General features: G+C 56.9%; 20 protein-coding genes and 4 pseudogenes. 9 read left to right on the top strand and 15 right to left on the bottom strand.

Features of this window, described 5'->3' with window-relative positions; translation table 11 throughout:
* Positions 1 to 54: 54 nt before the first annotated feature.
* From rpoD to JCM25354_RS19560, 8 genes and pseudogenes are all read left to right on the top strand, one after another.
* Positions 55 to 2,001, top strand: a pseudogene (rpoD, locus tag JCM25354_RS23650) (RNA polymerase sigma factor RpoD).
* 2 nt (positions 2,002 to 2,003) lie between these two features.
* Positions 2,004 to 2,594: a GNAT family N-acetyltransferase gene (locus JCM25354_RS00115; RefSeq protein ID WP_025884502.1), complete on the top strand. Its 591-nt coding sequence runs from the start codon at positions 2,004 to 2,006 to the stop codon at positions 2,592 to 2,594.
* 188 nt (positions 2,595 to 2,782) lie between these two features.
* A complete protein-coding gene (gene rpsF / locus JCM25354_RS00110; RefSeq protein WP_025884501.1) occupies positions 2,783 to 3,247 on the top strand; it encodes a 30S ribosomal protein S6 in 465 nt (154 codons plus the stop codon).
* Positions 3,248 to 3,252: 5 nt separating this feature from the next.
* A complete protein-coding gene (gene rpsR, locus JCM25354_RS00105; RefSeq protein ID WP_023977644.1) occupies positions 3,253 to 3,534 on the top strand; it encodes a 30S ribosomal protein S18 in 282 nt (93 codons plus the stop codon).
* A 10-nt stretch (positions 3,535 to 3,544) separates the two neighbouring features.
* Positions 3,545 to 4,123 (top strand): 50S ribosomal protein L9, encoded by a 579-nt coding sequence (gene rplI / locus JCM25354_RS00100; RefSeq protein ID WP_025884500.1) that lies wholly within the window; start codon positions 3,545 to 3,547, stop codon positions 4,121 to 4,123.
* Positions 4,124 to 4,260: 137 nt separating this feature from the next.
* Positions 4,261 to 5,474 (top strand): annotated as a pseudogene (locus JCM25354_RS15435) (class I SAM-dependent methyltransferase).
* Between the two features lie 163 nt (positions 5,475 to 5,637).
* A complete protein-coding gene (locus tag JCM25354_RS22855; RefSeq protein WP_051537103.1) occupies positions 5,638 to 6,828 on the top strand; it encodes a TonB-dependent siderophore receptor in 1,191 nt (396 codons plus the stop codon).
* Complete coding sequence (locus JCM25354_RS19560; RefSeq protein ID WP_084294572.1) at positions 6,786 to 7,877, top strand: TonB-dependent receptor; 1,092 nt, start codon at positions 6,786 to 6,788, stop codon at positions 7,875 to 7,877. Before JCM25354_RS22855 ends, JCM25354_RS19560 begins: the two co-directional genes overlap by 43 nt.
* 284 nt (positions 7,878 to 8,161) lie before the next feature.
* On the opposite strand, the gene JCM25354_RS00085 is transcribed toward JCM25354_RS19560, so the two are convergent.
* From JCM25354_RS00085 to JCM25354_RS00020, 14 genes and pseudogenes are all read right to left on the bottom strand, one after another.
* Positions 8,162 to 8,368, bottom strand: a complete 207-nt coding sequence (locus JCM25354_RS00085) for a cold-shock protein (protein WP_025884499.1) — start codon at positions 8,366 to 8,368, stop codon at positions 8,162 to 8,164.
* A gap of 165 nt (positions 8,369 to 8,533) precedes the next feature.
* On the bottom strand, positions 8,534 to 9,352 hold the full coding sequence (gene rsmA / locus JCM25354_RS00080) for a 16S rRNA (adenine(1518)-N(6)/adenine(1519)-N(6))-dimethyltransferase RsmA (RefSeq protein ID WP_025884498.1): 819 nt from the start codon (positions 9,350 to 9,352) through the stop codon (positions 8,534 to 8,536).
* Complete coding sequence (locus JCM25354_RS15425) at positions 9,349 to 10,854, bottom strand: peptidylprolyl isomerase (RefSeq protein ID WP_084294588.1); 1,506 nt, start codon at positions 10,852 to 10,854, stop codon at positions 9,349 to 9,351. Before JCM25354_RS15425 ends, rsmA begins: the two co-directional genes overlap by 4 nt.
* Positions 10,855 to 10,864: 10 nt before the next feature.
* Positions 10,865 to 13,177, bottom strand: a complete 2,313-nt coding sequence (locus JCM25354_RS00070; protein ID WP_025884496.1) for an LPS-assembly protein LptD — start codon at positions 13,175 to 13,177, stop codon at positions 10,865 to 10,867.
* The gene (locus tag JCM25354_RS15420) at positions 13,177 to 14,325 is read right to left on the bottom strand and encodes an LptF/LptG family permease (protein WP_243443803.1); all 1,149 of its coding nucleotides are present in this window, start codon (positions 14,323 to 14,325) and stop codon (positions 13,177 to 13,179) included. The genes JCM25354_RS00070 and JCM25354_RS15420 overlap by 1 nt, the downstream gene beginning before the upstream one ends.
* Positions 14,315 to 15,466, bottom strand: coding sequence for an LPS export ABC transporter permease LptF (gene lptF / locus JCM25354_RS00060; protein WP_025884495.1), 1,152 nt, complete (start codon positions 15,464 to 15,466; stop codon positions 14,315 to 14,317). The genes JCM25354_RS15420 and lptF overlap by 11 nt, the downstream gene beginning before the upstream one ends.
* Before the next feature lie 64 nt (positions 15,467 to 15,530).
* Positions 15,531 to 15,941, bottom strand: coding sequence for a hypothetical protein (locus tag JCM25354_RS21835; RefSeq protein WP_243443802.1), 411 nt, complete (start codon positions 15,939 to 15,941; stop codon positions 15,531 to 15,533).
* 67 nt (positions 15,942 to 16,008) lie between these two features.
* Positions 16,009 to 16,743, bottom strand: a complete 735-nt coding sequence (gene ccmI, locus JCM25354_RS00050) for a c-type cytochrome biogenesis protein CcmI (RefSeq protein ID WP_025884493.1) — start codon at positions 16,741 to 16,743, stop codon at positions 16,009 to 16,011.
* The gene (locus JCM25354_RS00045; RefSeq protein WP_025884492.1) at positions 16,740 to 17,213 is read right to left on the bottom strand and encodes a cytochrome c-type biogenesis protein; all 474 of its coding nucleotides are present in this window, start codon (positions 17,211 to 17,213) and stop codon (positions 16,740 to 16,742) included. Before JCM25354_RS00045 ends, ccmI begins: the two co-directional genes overlap by 4 nt.
* Positions 17,210 to 17,770, bottom strand: a complete 561-nt coding sequence (locus JCM25354_RS00040) for a redoxin domain-containing protein (protein WP_035446525.1) — start codon at positions 17,768 to 17,770, stop codon at positions 17,210 to 17,212. The genes JCM25354_RS00045 and JCM25354_RS00040 overlap by 4 nt, the downstream gene beginning before the upstream one ends.
* Positions 17,770 to 19,303, bottom strand: a pseudogene (locus JCM25354_RS15415) (heme lyase CcmF/NrfE family subunit). Before JCM25354_RS15415 ends, JCM25354_RS00040 begins: the two are co-directional and overlap by 1 nt.
* Positions 19,304 to 19,760: 457 nt before the next feature.
* Positions 19,761 to 20,275, bottom strand: a pseudogene (ccmE, locus tag JCM25354_RS15410) (cytochrome c maturation protein CcmE).
* Between the two features lie 47 nt (positions 20,276 to 20,322).
* Complete coding sequence (gene ccmD, locus JCM25354_RS20870) at positions 20,323 to 20,490, bottom strand: heme exporter protein CcmD (protein WP_148301318.1); 168 nt, start codon at positions 20,488 to 20,490, stop codon at positions 20,323 to 20,325.
* A complete protein-coding gene (locus JCM25354_RS00020) occupies positions 20,487 to 21,275 on the bottom strand; it encodes a heme ABC transporter permease (protein WP_025884490.1) in 789 nt (262 codons plus the stop codon). Before JCM25354_RS00020 ends, ccmD begins: the two co-directional genes overlap by 4 nt.
* A gap of 174 nt (positions 21,276 to 21,449) precedes the next feature.
* Between JCM25354_RS00020 and JCM25354_RS00015 the strand changes: the two genes are divergently transcribed.
* The gene (locus JCM25354_RS00015; protein ID WP_025884489.1) at positions 21,450 to 21,866 is read left to right on the top strand and encodes an EVE domain-containing protein; all 417 of its coding nucleotides are present in this window, start codon (positions 21,450 to 21,452) and stop codon (positions 21,864 to 21,866) included.
* Positions 21,867 to 21,887: 21 nt separating this feature from the next.
* Here JCM25354_RS00015 and pdxR read toward each other — a convergent pair whose 3' ends face one another.
* On the bottom strand, positions 21,888 to 23,315 hold the full coding sequence (gene pdxR / locus JCM25354_RS00010) for a MocR-like pyridoxine biosynthesis transcription factor PdxR (protein ID WP_025884488.1): 1,428 nt from the start codon (positions 23,313 to 23,315) through the stop codon (positions 21,888 to 21,890).
* Positions 23,316 to 23,526: the final 211 nt, after the last annotated feature.

The following is a 23,526-nucleotide window of genomic DNA, read 5'->3' as shown; positions in this document are numbered from 1 at the left end:
TGGCTGGTTTTAAGCGTTGCGCTCGACAGGGCGTGCGGATGCAGGGAGTAGGGTATGGCGACGAAAGCGGCCACGGGAACGGAGCGGAACGCGCAGGACCAGGACGGTGATACCAATGTCCTCGACACGCAGTCCGGTGCGGTCAAGCGGCTCATCGCCAAGGGACGTGAGCGCGGCCATATCACTTTCGATGAGCTGAATGCCGTTCTGCCTCAGGATCAGATGTCTTCGGAACAGATCGAAGACATCATGGCGATCTTCTCTGAAATGGGCATTCAGGTTGTCGAGAACGAAGACAATGAGGAAGCTGACGACTCCGAGGAAAAAGTCGAGGAGAAGGAAGAAGCCGAAGAGTCCGAAGAGTCCCCTACCGGCAATGTGAGTGAAAGTGCGGGGCGTACTGACGATCCCGTTCGCATGTATCTGCGCGAAATGGGTTCTGTTGAGCTTCTGTCGCGCGAGGCGAAATCGCCATTGCCAAGCGTATCGAGGCTGGTCGCGATGAAATGATCGGTGGGCTGTGCGAAAGCCCGCTGACATTCCGCGCCATTATCTCGTGGCATGATAAACTCAAGGAAGGCGAGATGTTGCTGCGCGACATCGTCGATCTTGAGGCCATGCAGGGTGGCCCCTCCGAGGAGGAGACCGCCGAAAGCGAGAATGGCGAAGAAAACGACGATTCGCTCGACGAAGAGCCCGCAAACGAGGAGGGTGGCGATCCGGAGAGCTCCGGCCTGTCGCTTTCAGCCCTCGAGGAGAAGCTCAAGCCCGAGATCCTCGCCCATTTTGAGGCCATCGAGCCGCTTTACGATGCGTTGCGTGCCCTTCAGGTCCGTCGCATCGAGACACTGACGAGTGGTTCTGAAGCGACCGGCGCCTCGGAAGAGGAATACGAGAAGCTGCGCACCGATCTGGTCAAGATGGTCGAGCAGGTTCATCTGCATAACAACCGGATTGAAGAGCTGGTTACCCAGCTCAAGGTCCAGTTCCAGCGCCTCAACAACCTTGAAGGCCGCATGCTGCGCATGGCCGAAAGCTGCCGCGTATCGCGTGACGATTTTCTTCAGAAATATCGTGGCTACGAACTCGACCCCAACTGGCTGGCTTCGGTTTCTGCCCTGACCGGCAAGTCGTGGAAGAACTTCACGACGCGCTACGCCGAGCAGATTATCGATCTGCGTAATCAGGTGGCCGATCTGGCGCATAGCACCGGCCTGCCAGTTGGAGAGTTCCGTCGCGTCTATGCTGTGGTCTCGCGCGGCGAGCGTGACACGACACGCGCCAAGAAGGAAATGATCGAGCTAATCTGCGTCTCGTGATCTCGATCGCCAAGAAATACACCAATCGTGGTCTGCAATTCCTGGATCTGATCCAGGAAGGTAATATCGGTCTGATGAAGGCCGTTGATAAGTTCGAATACCGTCGCGGCTACAAATTCTCCACCTACGCGACTGGTGGATCCGTCAGGCTATTACCCGCTCGATCGCCGATCAGGCGCGCACCATCCGTATCCCGGTGCATATGATCGAGACGATCAACAAGCTGGTCCGCACCTCGCGTCAGATGCTGCATGAAATCGGTCGTGAGCCTGCGCCTGAAGAGCTGGCCGAGAAACTTGGCATGCCGCTTGAAAAAGTGCGCAAGGTACTCAAGATCGCCAAAGAGCCGATCTCTCTCGAAACCCCGATCGGTGACGAGGAAGACAGCCATCTGGGTGATTTCATCGAGGACAAGACGGCGGTCATTCCGCTTGATGCCGCGATCCAGACCAATCTGCGTGAGGCAACCACACGAGTACTCGCTTCGCTCACACCCCGTGAGGAACGCGTGCTGCGTATGCGCTTTGGCATTGGCATGAATACCGATCATACGCTTGAGGAAGTCGGACAACAGTTCAACGTGACCCGTGAACGTATCCGTCAGATCGAGGCGAAGGCTTTGCGCAAGCTCAAGCATCCGAGCCGCAGCCGCAAGCTGCGTTCGTTCCTTGATGATAACTGATCGTGGATAGCTGGCTTGAGGTCGCTCCGGACCGTCCGGCAACCGAAGTAACGGTTGACGTGACGTTCCTTGAGCGTCTCAGGCCACCATTGCCAAGCCGGATCCTCTGGCCCGACGGCTACCATATCGCACGCTGGCATCCCGGTGTTGAGGAATATCTGGCCCTTTACAGGGCTGTCGGTGCACCGCATTGCTGGTGGATGCGCTACATGATGTCGCATGCCATGTTGCACCGGATCATAGCGTCACCGCACACCCATATCTGTCGGCTGCATGGTCCTGACGGTGTTGCGGGTTTTTTTGAAATTGACCTTGAAAAGCCTGAGACGCCCTATCTTTCCTATCTTGGTCTGCTTCCCGCTGCACAAGGGAAAGGACTGGGCAAGCGTCTGCTCAAGGCCGCTATTCAGCAAGCATGGCAGGACGAGACCCGTGTTCTGCGTGTCAATACCTGTACGGCCGATCATCCCAATGCTCTGCCCACTTACCGGGCCGCCGGATTTGTGCCGATTATGGTCGAGCAGGAACACTGGCATATCCCCGATGATCTGGGGCTGGTTTTGCCGGAACATCTTGTGAAGGCAAGACGGTAGGGTTTTCCGGACTTATTCCCTCTGTTTCTTCGGTTTTGTCTTGCTCCGGCCCTGATGAATGTGCTTTATCCCGCCTTTCCCTGCCGGACGAAGGCATCGTCCCGGCTATACCCGAGCCTTGTGGAAGAGGCGCTGATCCGGCCGGTTGCGGTCGGCGGTTGGGTTGAAGCAATCCGAAGGGAGCTCATATGCCGTTGTACGAAAGCGTGCTTATCGCACGTAATGATATCTCGCAGGCGCAGGTCGAAGCCCTGGTCGAGCAGATCGAAACCCTCCTTACCCAGGATGGCGGTTCCATTGAGAAGCGCGAATTCTGGGGCCTGCGTTCGCTCGCCTATCGCATCAAGAAGAACCGCAAGGGCCATTATGTCCTTCTCGGTCTGAATGCCCGTCCGGACCAGATCCGCGAGCTGGAGCGTCAGCTGAGCCTGAACGAAGACGTTCTGCGTGTTCTTACGCTGCGCGTCGAGGAGATCACCCAGGACCCGTCTCCGATCCTGTCCCGCAAGGGCGATGATCGCGGCGATCGTGGCAACTTCCGTGGTGGCAACTCCAAGCCTGCTGGTCGCTTTGACAGCGGACGTGGCGGCCGTCGTGGTGACGATCGTGAAGAATACCGCGCCCGTGAGGGTGCCGAGATGGATGCGGAGTAATCGCGATGTCTGACGAGAACACAAACGAAATCAACCCGGCCGCCCGTCGCATTGCTGTAGGTGCCCGTCGTCCGTTCTATCGCCGCCGCAAGTCCTGCCCGTTCTCCGGCCCCAATGCGCCGAAGATCGACTACAAGGACGTGCGTCTGCTGAGCCGCTTCCTTTCCGAGCGCGGCAAGATTGTCCCGAGCCGCATCACGGCGGTTTCGGCCAAGAAGCAGCGTGAGCTGGCGCAGGCGATCAAGCGCGCCCGCTTCCTTGCCCTGCTCCCCTATGTGATGAACTGAGGAGCCAGGCATGTCACAGACTGAAGTCATCCTGTTGCAGCGCGTTGAGCATCTGGGCCAGATGGGCGATATCGTCCGCGTCAAGCCCGGTTATGCGCGCAACTTCCTGCTGCCGCAGGGCAAGGCGCTCCGCGCCAATGCCCAGAACCGTCAGCGTTTCGAAACCGAACGCGCTCAGCTTGAGGCCCAGAACCTCAAGCGCCGTGAAGAGGCCGAGCGTCTTGCCGAGCGTATGCATGGCCTGAGCGTTATCATCATCCGTCAGGCTGGTGACAGCGGCAGCCTCTACGGTTCCGTAACCACGCGTGATATCGCGCTTGCCGTGACGGCAGCCGGTCTCACCGTTGGTCGTAACCAGGTTGTTCTCGCCGAGCCCATCAAGCTGCTTGGTCTGGTTGAGGCACGCGTTGCCCTTCACCCGGAAGTGTCAATTCCGGTGACGGTGAACGTTGCCCGTTCGGAAGAAGAAGCCGAACGTCAGGCACGTGGCGAAGCCATCGTGGCTGAAGAGGACGAGTATGTTCTCGAAACCGAAGTCGAGGGCGATGAGTCCGACGCTGAAGGTGAAGTCGAAGGCGCAGCCGTCTGATCGACAGCGCCATTTCCGGCTAATTATGAAACCCGGCTGCCTGTGGCAGTCGGGTTTTGTTTTTTCTGACTCTGTTGACGGCCGATGATTTTAGACGTTCAAATACTTGGATTGTCTGGAAAAGATCGGGGTCTGTAATGGTATTTCTGCTTGATCAGGTGTTGAAGCGGTTCATCAAGGCGGGCGTATTGGATGTCATCCTGCCTGACGGGACGAAGCGACACTATCAGGGCAAGCAGCCCGGTCCTTTCGCTACAATCCATGTCAAAACAGAGAAAGCACTCAAGGCGCTTCTGCTCAATTCTGGCCTCGCGTTTGGAGAAGGCTGGATGGACGGCGAGATCGTCGCCGTTGACTGTAGTCTTGAAGATGTTCTCGGCGTGCTGATGCTGAATATTCAGGGCAGCCATCATTTTCTGAACCGGCTGGAGGAAAAAGCCCGGTTCATTACACGCTTTTTCAGGCAGTGGAACAATCAGCGTCGTTCGCGACACAATGTCGCTCATCATTATGACCTTAATGGCGCGCTCTATGATCTGTTTCTCGATAAAGACCGTCAGTATTCCTGCGCTTATTTCACTTCTGATGACATGAGCCTTGAAGAAGCCCAGCTAGCCAAAAAACGCCATATCGCAGCGAAGTTGCGTCTTGATCGGCCCGGGCTTGAAGTCCTTGATATCGGTTGTGGATGGGGAGGTATGGCGCTCACCCTGGCCAAGGAGTTCGGTGCGAAGGTAACAGGTATTACCCTGTCACGTGAGCAGTTGCAGGTGGCGCAGCAGCGCGCGCGCGACGAGGGGCTGGAGGGACAGGTACAGTTTCTGCTCAGGGATTACCGGACCCTGAACCGACAGTTTGATCGCATTGTCTCTGTTGGCATGTTCGAGCATGTCGGGATTGGTCAGTACGATATCTATTTCAGAACGGTGCGTCAGGCGCTCAGACCCGACGGGATTGCCCTTGTTCATTCGATCGGGCGCATGGACTGTCCGGGTTCAACCAATCCGTGGTTGGACAAATATATCTTCCCGGGCGGGTATTCGCCTGCGCTTAGTGAGGTCTTGCCTTCGATAGAGCGGGCAGGACTCTGGATGACTGATTGCGAAATCCTGAGCTGCATTACGCCAAGACAATCAGGATCTGGAGAGAGCGTTTTGCTGCCAATCGCGACAGGATCATAGCGCTTTACGATGAGCGCTTCTGCCGCATGTTCGAATTCTATCTCACCGGGGCAGAACTCTCCTTCAGGTTGCAGGGGCATATGAATTTCCAGCTGCAGCTTACGCCTGACATTGATACTGTACCTCTTACACGTGAATATCTTTATCGTGAGAGCGGCTCTGATCGTTAAATTCCTGTGGCCTGCACAGAGAATGGGAAGAAAAGTTTAACCAGAATTGATTTCCAGTAACGATAAGTAACACCAAGAGCTCCCGGAATCGTGATTCACTGTTTCGCGATGTCACTGTCTGTGTCAGTTTTAGCGAATGAGACCAATTCGCAATAACAAAAACGTGTCAGCGTTATGGCTTGCACGTTCCGTTCTGGTTGCCTCCTGCATGACTGTACTTGGCCCGGTGGTTCCGTCAAAAGCCCAAGCGGCGCAGGGCAACCCTGATACAGCAGGTACAGGTACCCAAAAAGCGGATCCTGCTGGTGAGAGTGGTGCCAGAACCACGGATTCCAGAGCCAATAGCAACCGCAGGAAGTCTTCTGCAGGTGTGGCGCACCGGCACGAGGTGATCACCGTCAATGGTGAGCGGGGCTCTTACGCGGCTCCGGACAGTGGCATTGGTGACAAGCGCTCGACACCTTTTCTGCAACAAACCCAGACCACAAATGTCGTCACGCATCAGACACTGACTGATTTTTCACCCCAGACCATGGAAGATATGGCCAAATATGTGCCTGGTATGGCCATAGGTAATAATTTCGGTGGAACGCAGGATGCCCTGATCAAACGTGGTTTTGGTGCAATTGATGACGGGTCGATCCTGCGTGACGGCGTCAGAATGCCGATCGGGCGCAATTATCAGGGCGACACAGCCGAACGGGTGGAGGTGCTGAAAGGTCCTGCTTCCCTGTTTTATGGCATGCAGGAGCCAGGAGGTGTGATCAATGTTGTCACCAAGGCCCCGGACTTCCATCGTTGGGGCGCAGGGTTCGGTACGCAATGGAGTTCGCTGGGTGGTGGTAATGGTCATGTTGACTTCACAGGTCCTCTTGGCCGCGATCTTGCCTTTCGTCTGATCGGGAGTCTGCGGAACGAAAATTACTGGCGAAATTTTGGTGCAAACAAGCAGATCCTTGTCGCGCCTACCCTGAACTGGCGACATGATCGCTGGGATGGAGCCCTGTCGTATGAATATGTCGATTACGACAATGTGCTCGACCGTGGTGCGGTGTTCGTCGGTAATAACCCTATCTCAGGCCCGCAGAAGCGGCTGGACGAACCATGGACGGCCTCATATGGCGCGCGTCATCTGATCGCCTCCCATCTCGGCTATCGCATCGGTGAGCATGATCGCCTGCGTCTGTCGGGCGGCTATAACCGGGATGACTATCATGATCGTCAGGCCGACCCGTCGAGCTATAACCCGCGCACGGGTATTCTCATCCGACGGTATCGCGCAAACAGTGGCACGATAAGGCCAATGGCAGCGTGGCGCTCGACTATATCGGTACCCATGAGCTCTGGTACATGAAGCATGAGATCACTGCCGGGGCCGATTACGAGAACCGTAACCAGGATCAGGGCGCTTTCATCCAGTCTGCCAGTCAGGGAGGTTTCAACCCCCTGAAACCGGTTTATGGTAGGCTCCTTCCGACGGGGCGTATCAATGCGGCGAACAGTAACCTGCAGCAGAACATCAATAGCGTATCAGGTTATCTGAAAGATAATATCCACCTGACCCAAAGCCTTATTGCGAGTGGCGGCGTGCGTTATCAGTGGTTTGCCCTTCGCTATGGCAGCGGTATCCCTTTCGTGCAGACGACAGATGCATCCTACACCAAGGCATTGCCCTTTGCCGCGCTGGTCTGGCAGCCTCTGAAGAGGATATCGTTTTATGGTGATTACTCGCAATCATTCGGGGCCAATCTCTTGTCTGCAGGGACGGTTCTCGAAGGGGGGTACAAGCCTACCACCGGTCGTGAATTTGAAGTGGGTGCCCGTTATGAAAGCCATGGGCTGACGGCTGATATCGCGCTGTTTCATATACGGAAGAAAAACGTGCTTCAGACAGCCGGGCTTAATTCCAACGGAGACCTGATCCAGCGTCTGACCGGACTGGCCGGATCGAAAGGGCTGGAAGCCAGTCTGACAGGTACTTTAACGCGGCACTGGAGCACGATACTTTCTTATGCCTGGACTGATGCGCGGACCCTGCGTGATACACCGCAAACAGAAGGGCATCAGCTCATCGGCGTGCCAAGGAATGCTGGCAGCCTGTTCCTGACGTGGAATGGTGTACTGCCCTGGTACCGGGTCGCCATGCGTGCCGGAGGCGGTGTCCACCTTGTGGGTACACGGGCAGCCACGCTCGACAACAGTTTTCAGGTGCCGGGATATGGTACGGTTGACGCTTTTGCATCATGGACAGTACCCAAGCTGTTTTCGCGGCAGATGAATCTGCAGCTTAACGCGGTCAATCTGCTCAATCAGGGCTATATTATTGCGCCAACCGGTTCGGCCTTTCGCAATAGCTGGGGGCAGGGGCGCAGTTTCGCGGTTGCGACTTCGGTCGCCTTCTGAAAGCATCAATGTCATTCCTGTCAGGCACTCGTGGTCAGGCAGGAACCTAGGCAATCAGAAGAATATCCTTCACATGCAACAGCAAGCGGGAATACGACTGTTTATGTAAGGAGGGGATATAAAGAAAATACCCTGAATAGCAGGGCAGTCATGTCGCTGTGATTTTCAGCGATAACAGGAGAGGGGAAAACCCGTCTCCTGGCTCGGAGATGTGGCAGGGCTGTCTTTCAGGACCTTAAGTCCCGAATAATCCGCCGCAACCTGCCTCATCTTCTGTAAGGCATTTAGCTCAGCTTGAGTGAAACAGCTGATGTCTTGCCGTTACGTCCAACTTCGGTCTCGTATGAAAGAGCCTGATTGTCGGCGAGAGTGGAGAGATTGGCTTTTTCAACAGCAGAGATGTGTACGAATACATCGTCACCACCGGCATCCGGCTTGATGAAGCCAAAGCCCTTGGTTGAATTGAACCACTTGACGGTGCCTGTTGCCATAACAAGGCTCCTTGATAGTACGACGGGCACGCAGAAGAATTATGCGTGCAGACATGCTCTTGCGAAACGACTCGAAACGCCACATGCGTTCAAGATTTTGGGCAAGTGCACCCGTCTGCGACAGGTATGGGCGCTTATGGTCTGTAGTGCAAGTGCCTCTCGCTTTCAGATTTCCGGGCAGACCAGTTTTGCCAATGACGCAAATTCTTCTATCGACAGGGTCTCTGCACGACGGGTCGGGAGGATTCCGGCCTTTTCAAGTAATGTCTCACCACCAATCGGCTTGAGAGAGGCGCGCAGCATTTTGCGCCTCTGGCCGAATGCCAGATGTGTGACATGTTCCATGGCCTTGAAAAGGGCAGGTGATGGCTGCTCGGGCTTCGGCACGAGATCGACCACGGCTGACTCTACCTTGGGAGGCGGCGAAAAAGCTCCGGCAGGGACTTTCATGACGACATTACAGGTCGCACACCACTGGGCCAGAACCCCGAGGCGCCCGTAAGATGATGTGTCAGGTGCTGCGCAGATACGCTCGGCAACCTCAAGCTGGAACATGAGCGTCATACGTTCCCACAATGCCGCCTGGCGCAGCCAGCCGACAAGGAGTGGTGTGCCGACATTATAGGGCAGGTTTGCCACAATCTTGCGTGGTGCCGGACAAAGGGTCGCCGTATCGAGAGCTGTTGCATCCGCCTTAACCAGAACAAGCCTGCCCGCGGCATGCGCAACGAGTTCATCAAGCAGAGGCCAGGCACGCTGATCGATTTCTACCGCATGAATAGCCTCTGCCTTGGTATCAAGCAGGGCGCGGGTCAGGCCACCGGGACCAGGGCCGATCTCAACGACATGACGGCCATTCATGTCTCCGGCAAGTGCGGCAATCCGGGCGACAATGCCCGGATCGAGAAGAAAGTGCTGTCCGAAGGATTTTTTTGCATCAAGGCCGTGAATACGGATGGCGTCCCGCAGGCTTGGAAGTGTCATTCCTGGCCCGATGCCAGCTTGCCATGCGGCTTCTTGGCTGGCTTCTCGTCATCAATGGGCGTCAGATCGCTGGGAGTTTCTTCCTTTGGCTTTGCCACAGCTGCCTTGTCGTCCTTGCGCATCTCGATCACGGAGCGGCGCTCAAGATCGCGTTCAAGCTGACGCGAGGCCTGTTCGACACGCTCGTTCATCAGGCTGTCAGCTATTTCGCTGGGGCTTTGCTGGGCAATGTTCTTCTGACCTCTGCTGCAGACTGTCAGCAGGGCAATGCCATCTGTTGAAACAAGCGGACGACTTGACTGACCGATGGGCAGTTCAGACAGAACCTGGCGCATCTGCGGATTGAGACGCTCGAGAACAAGCTGGCCGCCCGGATCAGATGGATGTTTCTCACCCAGTGAGTGGTTGAGGGCTTCCATCGCTTCGCAGCTATGAACGGATTGGGCGGCAGAAGTGGCTTTTTGCAGCGTCAGTTTCTGCTGGTCTGTGGGGGCCTGGGGGTTCAGGGGGGAGGAGAACGGGAAGAAAGCCTGACGAACTGTGATCATCGTGACGTTCTGATGACCGATGGTGCGTTTGCCATTGACCGTGACAATCACGTAACCACCGGCGACCTTGACCGGATTTGAAATGGCGCCAATCGGCATCTGGCGGACAATCTCCACCACAGGTGGATCGAGACTGTCTTCCTGGACCCATCCCATTGTCCCGCCGTCAAGTGCCGTCTGGGCCTGGGAGAATTGTGCTGCCACGATCGGGAAAGGCGCACCATTACGCAGCTGGGTAATGATCGTCTTTGTGAATTCGAGTTCCGTCTCCGAATGGCGGGGATCGGCCACAGGTATGAAAATTTCGCTCACATTGTACTGGGGACGGCCTTCTTCTGCACGTAGCGCTTCCTCGCGCTGGGCGATCTCGCGCGCCGTGATGCGGCCACGCCCCGAAATTTCCTCGCGTAGTACCTGCATCCAGCCGATCTGGACGCGGATCTGGTCGATCAGTGTGGTGAGGGATACCCCGTCCTGCGCCAGGCGGTCACGCAGGGCATTTTTGGGCATGCCATTGCGCGCTTCAATGTTGTTGATGGCCTGAGCAATCTGCTGCGGCTCGACATTGATATGACGCTTGAGAATTTCCTGCGTCTTGATGCGTTCGTCGGTCAGCTGGCGAATGATCTGCGGGCGCAGACGCTGCATGAGATCAGGGCTGATGTTCAGTCCGGTCGAAAGCGCGAAAAGCTTGCCACGGTTATCGACGTCGCGTTCGGTCAGTACCTGTCCATTGATCGTGCCGAGAATGGCATCTTCGGGAGGGGTTGCCGGTTCGGTAACGCTGCCATGACCCGGACGCGCGCGTTGCGTATGTCCATGATGCGTTGTGGCGGCCTGTGCGCCGAACACCGGAAAGGCGATCAGAGCCGTAAAGCCGAGAAGCGACGCACGCACCAGGCGCGAGGTGCCGGAGTGCGGGGCAGCCCGAAGGATGGGGGCAGAAAAGCTCATTGCGCGTCCGTCAGCCATTGATTCCGAAGGTACCGATCGTCTTGAAGGTGAGATTGAACAGCACGGTCGTATTGCGCTGCTGACCACCGATCGACGTATATTGCTTGATCGCAAGGATGTCCAAGCCGAAGCAGTCATTTGAATAGCCGATATCGCCACCGAGACTGACAAATTCCTTGCGAGAGAGCGAGCGACGTCCGTAAATCGAAGCATGATATTGCCTGAATGACGTCGAAACGCCCGCCGTTACCTCATTGGTTTTAGTGTAATAGACCTGTGTCGGGCCATTCAGCCGGTAATTCGTCGCATAGAAATAATACGGCGTTACCGGCTCGTAGATATAGCCGGCATTCACATGAAATACTGGCACACCGACACTGACAAGGCCTTCACCATAATCGAAGCTTTTGCGCCAGGGATCATAGCGGCCACGTGCCGTCAGATCGAGATACTGGTTGGGGCTTACGCGCACACGGGCAACTGGCGAGGAAAGATGATGATCAAGGCCTGAATAGGCGATGCGGTTATGCGTTATGTGCTGCTGGATGCTCTCACCTACAAGAAAATCCACTACATGACCGCGCCACGTCCAGTTGCCGTGCACGCCGATATTGCCGCGTAATCCGCCGTCAAGACGATCGGTGCCGGTATAACGGTTGAGTGAAAACAGCGTGCTGTCGGTGAACTCGTATTGCAGACTGTCTTCATTGGGGATCATGCGTGCGGCACTGTTGCCCATGTTCGGGGCGGCAATCGCCTGAACAATCGGTTCCAGAATCTGGGAACCATGTCCGTGAGCGAAGCTACGCAGAAACGGCCAGTTCATTTTCAGTGCGACAGTAGGCAGAACCCAGCCGGTCGTATGGGTGCCGGTGGATGTGTAATAGAGCGGCTGCTCGGTCAGATGGCTGGCCTGGTAAACGGTCGCATCAAGACGTGCTGTCAGAAGCCATATCTGGCCAAGCACATTATGGAACGGCCGGTTCCAGTTCATCTGGATCTGGCCACGCTGATCACGGGTGCCTTCCGGACGATAGACGTTGAAGTCGTTTGTGTTCAGGGAGAAGGTGCCGCCCAGAGGATCGGTCTCGGCCTGAAAGGCATAATTGAGACGAGGCAGAACGAAAGGCAGATTCGAGTTGCGAATGACGCCTTGGTTCAGGCCCTGGTAGAACTGGCCATCGAGACGGGTATAGGATCCGACACCGAAACCCTCGAGATAGGCTGTAGAGCTGAGGGTTTCGTTGCCGTAACCCGTGATGCGGTAATCGCGCATGTAGTTGGCGGAAGAGGCCAGATTGACATTTGCTCCTGCGCGCCAGTGATCATCGATATCGAAAATGGCGTTGCCGCGTACGTAACCCTGCACGCCATTATCATTTGTACCGTCAACAGTATTGCCGAAGGTATTGACGTAGCTGCCTTCCTTGCGGGTGCTGTAGGCAATGCCTCCGGTCAGGTTCACCTTGCCGAAATTGAGCTGGTTTCGGTACTGTCCGCTGATCTGAGGGCCTGTTCGGGTCGAGACGAGGCCCTGAACGGTCAGATCCTGCTGGTTATCGATCGCCCAGAAATAGGGAATGGTAAAATAGGTACCAAGATAGCGGTCATGCGGGTTGATACCCGGCATGAGAAAGCCACTCTGACGTTTGACGCTGGGATCAGTCATCGAGAAGATAGGCAGATAGACGATCGGAATGCCAAACATGTCGAGATAGGCGTGGCTGAACTCGATGCGCTTGTGTTCGGTATCCTGGGTCGCATTATAGGCGCGTAATTGCCAGAATGGCGCCCGTGACGGATCCTTGGCGCAGATTTCGCAAGCCGTATAAACGGCCTTGGCCATATCGTTGATCTTGCCATTCGTCCGGCGCATGCCGTTGGCTGCAAGCTTGGCATTATCTTCCATACGCAGAAAGATCGCACGCGAAATGCCATCATGCATCCCGTTGCTCAGCTCGACATAGCTTGCGTAGCTGGTGCTGCCGTCGGGTTCGACCATGGCGACATGGCCGGTTGCCGTCATGACCCCGGTATTGCGATCATAGACGATCTTGTCGGCACGCAGGGCGTGTTCGCCCTGCCAGACCTGAACATTGCCTGTCCATGTGGCAACCCCGGTGCGGCTGTAGCTCTCCTGGTCGGCAAGATAGGTCACAGCATCAGATTGCGAGGAGGGTTTGCCAACTGCAACCTTAGGGCCTGTCTGGCGCTGCATTGTGGCATCGGCTTCCGGTATTGCCCCGAAAGTTGCAGTGCCAGCCAGCATAGACGCAGCCAGCCAGGACCTGCGTCTGTGATGCGCAACGCGCCGTTTCGACATCAACCATCCTCCAGATGCAGCAGCAAAGCCACTGCCAAGCATAGACCTGCGCCAGTCGGAGCCCATGCCGCCATGACAGGCGGCAGGGCACCGGATTCACCAAACTGCGCTGCCACCTTGGATATGGTGAAAAGCGCAAACCCCGCCGCGATTCCTGAGCCCAGCATGCGCGCCACACCCCCACGCCGTGAGGGGCGCATGGAGAAACCAGCCGAAACCAGTGCCATTGTACCGCACAGGATCGGAAGAGCTAACAGAGTCTGGAAGTGCAGTCGATGCCGAATGGACGAAAAACCCGAGCGTTCGAGCAACCGGATAAAGCCGGGCAGTGTCCATACCGAGAGTGTGTCGGGCGACGCGAAACTCTGTTCGACACGGGTAAGGGAGAGATTGGTGGGCAGAAGATAATCCCCGATATGTATGTAGATGATTGGGGCGTACCGTCGCGGCATCCTCGAGCTTCCACGCTCCTTCCACCAGTTCCCCTCGTGGAGATTCAATGCGGACCATAAGCTGGTCATGTGCATCGAGACGGAAAATGCTGATATCGTTGATGAGCAATCTTCGATCGTGCTTGAAAACATGACGCGCATGCAGAATGGCAACACCATGTGCGCCCTGATCATCATCGAGCTGGCGTAGCCACAGGGCGCCACCATTGAGCGATAAGGGCCCTCCACCTGTTTTGAGGTAGGCCTCGTCAAGCAGCTCGGCCTTGCGGAACATCGAAGAGGAAAGAGGCGACAGAGCATGGTGCCGAAAGTGCCAAGCAGGATGGCACAAGCCAGCGGTGCTGCCAGAAACTGCCACGCCGAAATTCCGGCGGCGCGGGCGACGATCAGCTCGGAAGAGCGGGTCAGACGCCAGAAGCAGACGATACCGCCAAGCAGGATACCGAAAGGCATGATCATGATCATGAAATACGGTACATGCAGCCCGGCAATTTCTGTCACGAGGCTGGTGGGGACGTCGGGTTTTGTCGCAACGCGCCGCAGCAGATCGATGAAATCGAAAAGCGATACCAACCCGGTGAGTGCCGCGATCATCGCCAGAGCGAAAAGCGTGAAGATGCGTGATATATAGAGAGAGAGCGTAACCGAGACACCGGCCGAGCTCCCCTTGAACAGGGTTATGGGACTACGCGCCATGGTTTTTCTTTCGCGCTGCAGCCAGGTTTCTTGGCAGGAATAGCCATAAGCTGCATCCGATTGCGGGCACAACGGCGACAATCCACAACAGGGGAACAAGGCTGAGATTACGTCCGGCCAGATTCTGCAACATCAGCGACATGGCCATCAATCCGACAACAGACAGAATGGCGGCAAGGGGGCGTTTGATGTTGCCGTGACGCGAAAATACACCGCTCAGTATGGCCACCAGGGCGATCATTGTGAAGGAGAGGGTTGTCAGTGGGGCAGTCAGGCGTCGCCAGCCCTCGACGGCAAACTTGCCCCAGTCGCGTTGGGAGACATAGCGCGGATCAGGATGAAACAATTCGCGCAGGGACATTTCGGAAGCATCACGTACCTCTCTGTCAGCCTGCTTGCTGCTTGAAAGATCGATCGAGTTCCGCTCAAAGGTCAGAACGTTGAGGCGGCCTGTATGATGGTCTATTTCCTGTCGCGATCCATTGAACAGTACCACCCGCGGCTGGTTGTCGATCACAACCATGTTGCCGCGTTCTGCTATGATCGTGGCACGTGCATTGGGTAGCCGGTCATCTTCGACAAAGACGCCATGCATCTCTCCGCTGCTGTCGCGTTTCCGCACATAGACGGTCATATCCTTCGAAAGCTGGGCGAATACACCGTCCTGAAGCAAAAAGGCCGCCATGCGGTTCCGGATCTCGAATTCGTAGCGCCTGAAGGCATGATAGGAAACGGGTACGAGCCAGAGATTGAGGATAAAACCCAGGATCGTGGTGACAAGAGCGCAGGCTATGGCAGGGCGTGCGAGCTGGAAGGGTGAAAGTCCGGCCGCCTGCATGACGGTCAGTTCCCGGTCCCCCGACATGCGCTGATAGCCGAACAGTACGACCAGAAAGGTCGTAATGGGCAGAATTACCGCAAGAAAAGAGGGAATCATCAGAGAGGTAAGCTGGATAAACACCCTGAGAGACAGGCCCCGATCTACCACAAGCGAGACGAAGCGCAGTGACTGCATCAGCCAGATCAGCGCGATGGCGCCGCTTGTAATCCCCAGCAACCCGAGAAAGAGCTGACGGAGGATATAGCGCTCGCGCAGGAGCAGGGGGGAACGACGTTGGGGGCGTGGAGCCGGAACAGACATGACCATTGCCCTTAGCGTTTCGCCAGACTTGCTGAAAGCTGCATCTTGTTACGAAGTCTTCGCTCTAGCGCGGATTGCGCAGCCAGCGGTCGCCCGCATGACGGCTATGGGCCACGAAGAAGCCACCTGCCAGTCCGGCAGCGGCTACGATCGCGGTCCAGAATGACGGGCTTATGATCAGCAGTGACAAGGCAGGCGCTCCCACGACGCCTGTCAGCGCGCTGATCAGGGTTTCACGTCTGGTTGGGCCGAAATGGCGCTCTGCGTGGCAGCTGGGGCACTCCTCATCAGTGCGCTGCATTTTGCCGTGGCAAACCGGGCATAGCACGATCGTTTCCTGCGCAGGGGGGCGCGGCACGGGAAGATAATTCCCGGTCAGGACAGAACGCTGCCGGGGAGGGGGGGAGAGACGCACCATGACACTGCTCTTGCCGTTATCGGTGAGGTTGGTGCAACAGCAAAATGGCCGTTTCATGCCGATCCCGTTGCAAGAAAGTGTTCTTCTGACAAGGAAGGTCTACTGCACGAGGCTGAGAAAGGCTCTATCGGGCCAGATCGTGTTCACCGGTTGCAATCCGGGCTTCGACGGCCAGGCGCCAGGGCGCATCGGGAGGAGCTGCGTCAAGCGCCCTGCAATAAAGGGCAAGACTGTCAGCAGAAATGTGACCCTCCTGCCGGGTCTGCAGCTCGGCAATCTGCACAGCGAGTTCAGGAATGAACGCTACAGCAAGAGCCTGACGATAGGCATGCAGCGCGGCATCCGGATGGCCCATTGCCTCATCCACCTGACCGAGCAGAACGGATTGACGCACGAAATCGGGGTCATCCGGTGTCATGGCGGCAACCTGTTTTGCAAGCTTCTCAAAAAGCGCGAGCATGTCGGCGGGCACCACGACCTGACGGACCTTATGCGGTTGAGCAGGCAGGGAGGGATGACCATTGATGAGATAAAGCGTAAAGCCGAAGCAGGGAAGCATGACAAGCAGCAGGATGAGGCGTCGCTTCTGGCCTGATTCTATTGTTGTCTTTGTCTCCACGAGACGGTCAGCCAGGAGAATACGGCGCTGGATCTCGAGCTCGGCCCGTGCTCTCTCATCATCGCCCAGAAGCCCGTTCTTCCGATCACGGTCAAGCTCCTGCAACTGATGGCGATAAAGGCTGAGTGCGGAGACACGGGCAGTAACCGGGAGATCTTCCGGTTTGTGCCTGCGCCATAGAAGCAGGATCAGCGGCAGAAGAACGACCAGCGTCATACAAACAAAGCCGGTCAGGGTCATTCTCTTTTCTCCCTGTTCCCGAGCAGTTCGGCGAGGCGTCTCTGTTCGGCCTCACTGAGCGGTATGGCTTCGCCAGTGCGACGCAGCATTCTGCCCGCCAGGAAGATACCTGTAACAAGGGCGAGAAGCGGCGTGGTCCAGAGTATCATGGTGGCGAAGGAAAAGCGCGGCTGCAGACGGATGAACTCGCCATAACGTTGTGTCATCCAGTCCATGATCTGTCGGTCACTCTCACCGGCGGCTACATGCTGGCGTACTACATGGCGCAGATCACGGGCCAGAGAGGCGGAGCTGTCTTCGATGGATTCATTCTGGCAAACCAGGCACCGCAGCCTGGCTCCTAGAAGTTCTGCCCGTTTTTCCTGAGCCTGATTGGGGAGCATCTCGGAAGGATCGTCGAGGGCCAGGGCGACGGGAGTCGTGATGCCAAAGCAGAAAAACGCTAGGCCAAGCTGGAGCGCCCTGTTCATGGTGTTGCCGTCGCAAGGGGCAGAATCTCTCGCCGGAACAGTGTTTCATCAAGTGCTGAAGCTCCATGCCAGGCAATTCTGCCACCGGGCAGGATCAGAAAGCTTTCCGGCACACCGCTCACGCCCCAGTTGATTGCCGTCATGCCATCTTCATCAAGAGCCACCCGTGCATAAGGAGAGCCATCGCGTGTGATGAAATGGCGGACATCATCAGGCTTGTCCTTGTAGGCTATGCCCCAGAGCGGGATCTGGGGCGCAATACTGCGTAAGGCGGCCATCTCGGTGACGCAGGGAATGCACCATGAGGCAAAGAAATTGACCAGAACCGGCTTTGCGCTTTTTCTGAGCGTTTCAGCGTCGAAGCCGTCTTTCTGTCCGTCTAGGCCGGGCAGGGAAAATTTAGGCACCTTCGTACCGGTTATCTCACGGTGGATGGCACGAGGATCAAACGAGCCGTCCTGCATCGAAGAGAGCATTTTCCAGCATCCGAAACCTGCCAGACCAGCCCCGGCGACAGGAAGTGTCATGAGCAGACGCCGTCTTGTCGGGATCGTCATCAATGGCCTTCTTGTGCAGCTGGGACGAGAGAATTCTGCGTTTTTCTGGGGGCGCCGAAGCGATGGCGCCTGTCGCTTAAGGAGAGCGCACCTCCCAGTGCCATGATGATGCCGCCAAGCCAGATCCAGGGTGCGAGCGGGTTGTTGTGCAACCGGAGCACATATCGGGCATCGGAGCCCCGACCATGGCTTTCACCAAGGGCAGCATACAGATCGCGCAACAGATTCGTGCGAATGGCCACATCGGTCGTGATCTGATGCTGGCTGGCGAAATCGCGTCGCGACGGGTGGAGCTCTGCAATAGCATGACCCTGGCGTGATACTGACAGATCTGCCACGAGCGCCCTGTAATTCGGCCCGTTCTGCTCCCTGACAGCAAGCAGTCCAATCGAGCGTGCCCTGACGGATAGTCTGGCCGATACCGATTTCGACAATCGTATGATGTGCCTGGGACATGCCCGTAATGCCGAGCACGGTCACAGCCATGCCAATATGAGCGATAGCACTGCCCCAGATCGAACGGGGCAGGCCGCGTATACGCTGACGCGTGATCCGCCATCCTCCTTTCATGCCAAGTCTGCCGGCCAGATCGGTCAGGCTTGCGACGATCACCCAGATCGCCGCCGCAGCGCAGAGAACGGGCAGAATTCCTTCCAGCAGGAAGAAGCCTCCCATCAGGGCCAGAAGGGCCATGCTCCCGGCGAGACGCAAGCGATGCATCACAGGGCGAAGATTGCCGCGCTTCCAGGGTAGCATTGTGCCGAATGCCATGGTGCCCATGAGGGGAAGAGCCAGTGGTATGGTGGTGGCATCAAAGAATGGCTTGCCGACCGAGAGTGTGCGTCCGGTCAGGATCTGCATGAAAGGCGGATACATGGTGCCAGTGACGACTACAGCACAAATCGCGCAAAGAAGGATGTTGTTCAGGACGAGCCCGCCTTCACGCGAGACCGGGGCAAAGATTCCCCCGGTTGTCAGACCGGGCGCGCGCCATGCAAAAAGCAGAAGAGACCCACCGATAACGAGACCCAGAAGCCCGAGAATAAAAACCCCTCGCGCTGGATCATTGGCAAAGGCGTGGACCGAGTTCAGAATTCCTGAACGTACGAGGAAAGTGCCCGAGAGCGAAAACGAGAAGGTGGCTATGGCCAGAAGCACGGTCCAGATACGCAGCGCATCGCGTTTCTCGACGACAATGGCCGAATGCACCAGTGCCGTTCCTGTCAGCCAGGGAATAAGAGAGGCGTTCTCGACCGGATCCCAGAACCAGTATCCGCCCCAGCCCAGCACATAATAGGACCACCAGGAACCCATGGCGATGCCGCAGGTCAGAAAGCACCATGCGGCAACGGTCCAGGGGCGTACCCAACGACCCCATGCCGCATCGACGCGCCCCTCGATCAGGGCGGCCACGGCAAAGGCGAAAGGAACAGCGAACCCGACATAGCCGGTGTAGAGAACAGGCGGATGGAATGCGAGGCCCGGTCCTGAAGTAGCGGATTCATGCCCTGCCCATCTGCAGGAGCGGGCCAGATGCGGGCAAACGGGTTCGAAGTCAGAAGACAGAAAAGCTGAAACCCGGTTGAAACCCCACCCAGTATTGCCAGAACACGCGCTTTCAGAATTAGGGGAAGGTCCCGGCCCAGCACGGCGACAGTCCCGCCGCAGAGCGATAGGATGAACGCCCAGAGGAGTATTGACCCTTCGTGATTACCCCAGACCCCGGTGATTTTATAGAGCAGGGGTTTGCTGAGCGCCGAGTTCGCTGCGACGTTCTGTACCGAGAAATCATCCTGTACGGCGCAGGCAATCAGACAGGCAAAGGAGCAGGCAAGCGCAAGAAACTGGGCGCAAGCCAGCCTTGGTGCCAGATCAAGCAGAAAGCGCCTTCTGCGCCAGGCTCCCCATAGAGGAAGGACGCATTGCGTCAGGGCAAGTACGCAGGCGAGAGCGAGGGCATAATGTCCCTGTTCGGGACCCAGAAAACGCATCAGGGGACGGCCTGGCTGTGCGTATCACGGCGCGTCATGCTGCCAAGGCTTTCAGCAGAGGGTGGTTTGCCGAAGCGTGGGTCCCATTTGCCGCTTCGTTGCAAAGCCTCGGCGACCTCTTTGGGCATGTAGGTCTCATCGTGTTTGGCGAGCACTTCCGAAGCGATGAAGGCTGTTCCCTTGCGATAGGTCCCCAGCGCCACCACGCTTTGTCCTTCACGGAACAGATCAGGCAGAATGCTTCATAGCGTACATCGATGGCGGCTTGTCCGTCTGTAATCTCGAACCGGTTGACTGGCGTCTGTCCTTCGATGCTTCTTCTGACGGAACCTGCAACCACCATGCCACCAAGACGGATTACGCGATCAGCAGCTGGCGGGCTTGCCAGAACCTGAGAAGGTGCCATGAAAAACACGATACTGGATGAAAAGGCGTTCAGTACAAGGCCTGTAGCAATGGAGAAACTGCCAAGACAGGCCAGAACAAGCCACAGGCGGCGGCTCTTGCGGGTCATTCTTCTTGGGGGGCGTTTTCCGGTGGTGTGAAAGGCGGGCGTATCTGTCACGAAGTCGGCCTCATTCCGTGGTCATTTTTTTCCAGCAGGGCCAGACGGACACGCGCACGACGCAGACGAAGAGTGAGTTGAAGGGCCAGAGCAGAAACAGCCATTATCGTGCAGCCATAGGAAGCCGCAATATAAGGCCAGTGGGTAAAGGAGAGATGGATCATGCAGTGTCTCCCATCCCCCAGGAGCGTCGGGTCATCAGTTGCTGGGCACGCGACTCCAGAACAGCGGCTTTGAGTCGGCCCGTGACCAGGGCAGCAAACCCGGCTGCGAAACCGATCATGCAGAGGGAGAGCGGTATCAGCATTGAGGCTGGCATGGTGGGGGCATGGGTCAGCGTGATGCTGTCCGGCTGATGCAGTGTGTTCCACCAGCTGACACTGAACTTGATGATCGGCAAGTCGATGATACCCGCAATCGCCAGAACCGCTGCCGCCCGATAACCGCGTTGCGGATCGTCAAAGGCCTGAATAAGCGCGATATGCCCGAGATAAAGAAAGAACAGTACCAGCACGGAAGTCAATCTTGCATCCCATACCCACCAGGCGCCCCACATGGGTTTGCCCCATAAGGCACCAGTGATCAGACAGAGCGCAGTGACGACAGCGCCTACAGGGCCGATCTCGACAGCGGCCAGATCGGCGAGCGGATGCTTCCAGACGAGGGACAGGACGCCGCATATGGCCAGTGCGGCATAGCCTGTCGAAGCCAGGATCGCCATGGGAACATGCAGATACATAATTCTCACGCTGTCACCCTGTTGCCAGTCTGCAGGCGAGAAAAGCAATCCCCAGAGAAGGCCGACGGCCAGAAAACAGAAAGACAGAAGACAAAGCAGCGGAAGAAGCCAATGGGAAAGGCGCAGGAACTGACCGGGATTGGCAAAGCGATGCAGGAATCGCCCCGGCACGGGACGCCCTGCGAGGGTCTGTTGCGTCGCTTTCGTCACTCTTGGCCTCTCTTCTGGGGTCTGTGGCCGTGATATAGCCCGTAAAGGCCCCGGCCTATGAAGTTCTTTTTGATCGAAACCCGTCTCGGCACGATAAAAATCCCGGAAGAGAGTGAGAGCCGATGGTTTGTCGCGGCAGGTGTGACAGGTTGGATTTATAATGAAAGGGTGTCGATGCAGTACTGGTTGATCAAATCCGAGCCTGAGACCTTTTCCTGGCAGCAGCAGGTCGGGAACGGGATCGAACCCTGGACGGGTGTCAGGAATTATCAGGCGCGTAACAATCTTTCGGCAATGCGGTGCGGCGATCTCGCCTTTTTCTATCATTCGGTCTCAGACAAGGAGATCGTGGGGGTCGTTGAAGTCGTGCGCGAAGCCTATCCCGATCCGACCGCCGAAGGGGGGAAGTGGGTTTGTGTCGATGTGGCAGCGAGGGGTGCGTTCGCTGTGCCGGTTTCCCTCGCCATGATCAAGGCTGATCCGGCACTGTCAGAAATGGCCCTTCTGCGTCAGTCGCGCCTTTCTGTTGCGCCGGTGCGTGAGGCGGAGTGGCACTATCTCTGTCAGATCGGACAGTGGCAGAAACCCTGACAGGAGCTGTCGTGCCTCAACTCAGTCCAGGGCGATCGCGTCAGAAAGGAGGGTAGTAATGCGTGCAGGATCCTCGGGGCGGAGGGATGCAAAACCGATGACAAGTCCTTCATGCCGGGCTGTCAGACAAAGTGCAGAAAGACGGACCACACGATAGCCTGCGTTGGCCAATACATTCTGGCATCGTGTTTCATGGCCCGGTTTTCTGAAACGGACGCTGAGCTGAACACCGCCTCGAGGGCGCATGACAACGAGATCCGGGCAGGTGGAAAGCGCATCGAATAATGCGTTTCCCCGTTTCTGATAGAGCCGGGAAATATGTCGAAGATGCTTGCGATAATGACCGGATTGCATGAATTTGGCCAGCGCCATCTGTGCATGCAGATTGGCGGCACACCCTGTACTGCGATGGGCTGTTCTCATGGGAGTGATGAGGGGTTCAGGCACGACCATCCAGCCAAGCCTCAGGCCCGGCAGAAGTGTCTTTGATACCGAGCCAAGATACACGCACTCTGCCCCGGAGGAATGAGCGGTAAGCGCAGCAATTTCGCGCCCGTGCCAGAGAAACTCGCTGTCATAATCATCTTCAAGGATAAGCGCACCCTGCCGGCGTGCCTGATCGAGCAGAGCGAGGCGTCGTTCCAGCCCCATTCGTCCGCCAAGCGGATACTGGTTTGACGGCGTGATATAGATGAGACGGGCATCCGTTGGCACGGCCCCGGCCTGCATGCCTTCCTCATCAACAGGCACTGACCGGATTTGCACCCCATTGGCCAGAAAAACAGCTCTTGCACCAAGATAGCCAGGATCCTCGATCGCAATGCTGTCACCCGGATCCGTCATGATCCGGGTAATCAGATCCAGCGACGCCTGTGTGCCACATGTGATGAGTATCTGATCGGGACTTATGTCAAGGCCACGATCACGGGCAAGCCTTGTGCAAAGCGTCTCCCGTAAAATGCGAGCTCCACAATAGCCTTCATATCCGGCTTCGTCTCCATACCTGTGGCGTGCCTGACGACGTAGCATCTGTGCCCAGAGATCAGCAGGGAATTCAGTTTCGTCTGGCAGGCCTGGCGCCAGTCTTCCAGCATTGGTTGCGTAGCTCGGGGCGCGTGCATCGAGAGACATCTGTCTGCCTCGTTCAGACAGATCTGGCGCGACAGGGCCTTGCCGGTTGACGGGAGGTGCAGCAGGCAGACGGACTACTGGACGGCTACCAGGCCGCATCTCGACAAGCCCTTCAGCGCGCAGAAGGTCGTAAGCACTGCTGATCGAGCTGCGCGATAAACCGAGTATCGCAGCCGCCTGACGGGTAGACGGAAGAACGGCCTCATCAGAAACACGACCAGTTCGTATCGCGGCACCAAGCGCGTGAAAAAGCTGCACGGGCAGCGTCTCGTTGCTTGCGGGATCAGGCGACCAGAAGGCAGGCAGAAAAACTGGCATGAAAAAATACCAAGAAACCGGATATCGAAGTGGTCCAGTTCGGTTGATAGATCATCTGACGTCAAGCTGGTTTTTCTGGAAAGCAGGAGAGGAAGATGGTTCCCGATTACGCAAAGGCCCGTCAGGGCAGGCGCGCGCATTATGACGAGGCGACCATTCACGCCATTCTTGATACGGGTCTTGTGGGCCATGTTGGTTTTGTTGCCGAAGG

The organism is Asaia prunellae JCM 25354 (genome assembly GCF_000613885.1).
Lineage (GTDB): Bacteria > Pseudomonadota > Alphaproteobacteria > Acetobacterales > Acetobacteraceae > Asaia > Asaia prunellae.
Note: the sequence above shows the minus strand (reverse complement) of the source record. Positions and strands in the feature narration are given on the sequence as shown.

Bases quoted from the DNA above. Each gene is read 5' to 3' on its own strand.
- rpsF (WP_025884501.1), top strand. From the start codon at position 2,783: ATGCCGTTGTACGAAAGCGTGCTTATCGCACGTAATGATATCTCGCAG.
- rpsR (WP_023977644.1), top strand. From the start codon at position 3,253: ATGTCTGACGAGAACACAAACGAAATCAACCCGGCCGCCCGTCGCATT.
- rplI (WP_025884500.1), top strand. From the start codon at position 3,545: ATGTCACAGACTGAAGTCATCCTGTTGCAGCGCGTTGAGCATCTGGGC.
- JCM25354_RS00085 (WP_025884499.1), bottom strand. From the start codon at position 8,368: ATGGCAACAGGCACCGTCAAGTGGTTCAATTCAACCAAGGGCTTTGGC.
- rsmA (WP_025884498.1), bottom strand. From the start codon at position 9,352: ATGACACTTCCAAGCCTGCGGGACGCCATCCGTATTCACGGCCTTGAT.
- JCM25354_RS15425 (WP_084294588.1), bottom strand. From the start codon at position 10,854: ATGAGCTTTTCTGCCCCCATCCTTCGGGCTGCCCCGCACTCCGGCACC.
- JCM25354_RS00070 (WP_025884496.1), bottom strand. From the start codon at position 13,177: ATGTCGAAACGGCGCGTTGCGCATCACAGACGCAGGTCCTGGCTGGCT.
- JCM25354_RS15420 (WP_243443803.1), bottom strand. From the start codon at position 14,325: ATGGCGCGTAGTCCCATAACCCTGTTCAAGGGGAGCTCGGCCGGTGTC.
- lptF (WP_025884495.1), bottom strand. From the start codon at position 15,466: ATGTCTGTTCCGGCTCCACGCCCCCAACGTCGTTCCCCCCTGCTCCTG.
- JCM25354_RS21835 (WP_243443802.1), bottom strand. From the start codon at position 15,941: ATGAAACGGCCATTTTGCTGTTGCACCAACCTCACCGATAACGGCAAG.
- ccmI (WP_025884493.1), bottom strand. From the start codon at position 16,743: ATGACCCTGACCGGCTTTGTTTGTATGACGCTGGTCGTTCTTCTGCCG.
- JCM25354_RS00045 (WP_025884492.1), bottom strand. From the start codon at position 17,213: ATGAACAGGGCGCTCCAGCTTGGCCTAGCGTTTTTCTGCTTTGGCATC.
- JCM25354_RS00040 (WP_035446525.1), bottom strand. From the start codon at position 17,770: ATGACGATCCCGACAAGACGGCGTCTGCTCATGACACTTCCTGTCGCC.
- ccmD (WP_148301318.1), bottom strand. From the start codon at position 20,490: ATGATCCATCTCTCCTTTACCCACTGGCCTTATATTGCGGCTTCCTAT.
- JCM25354_RS00015 (WP_025884489.1), top strand. From the start codon at position 21,450: ATGCAGTACTGGTTGATCAAATCCGAGCCTGAGACCTTTTCCTGGCAG.
- pdxR (WP_025884488.1), bottom strand. From the start codon at position 23,315: ATGCCAGTTTTTCTGCCTGCCTTCTGGTCGCCTGATCCCGCAAGCAAC.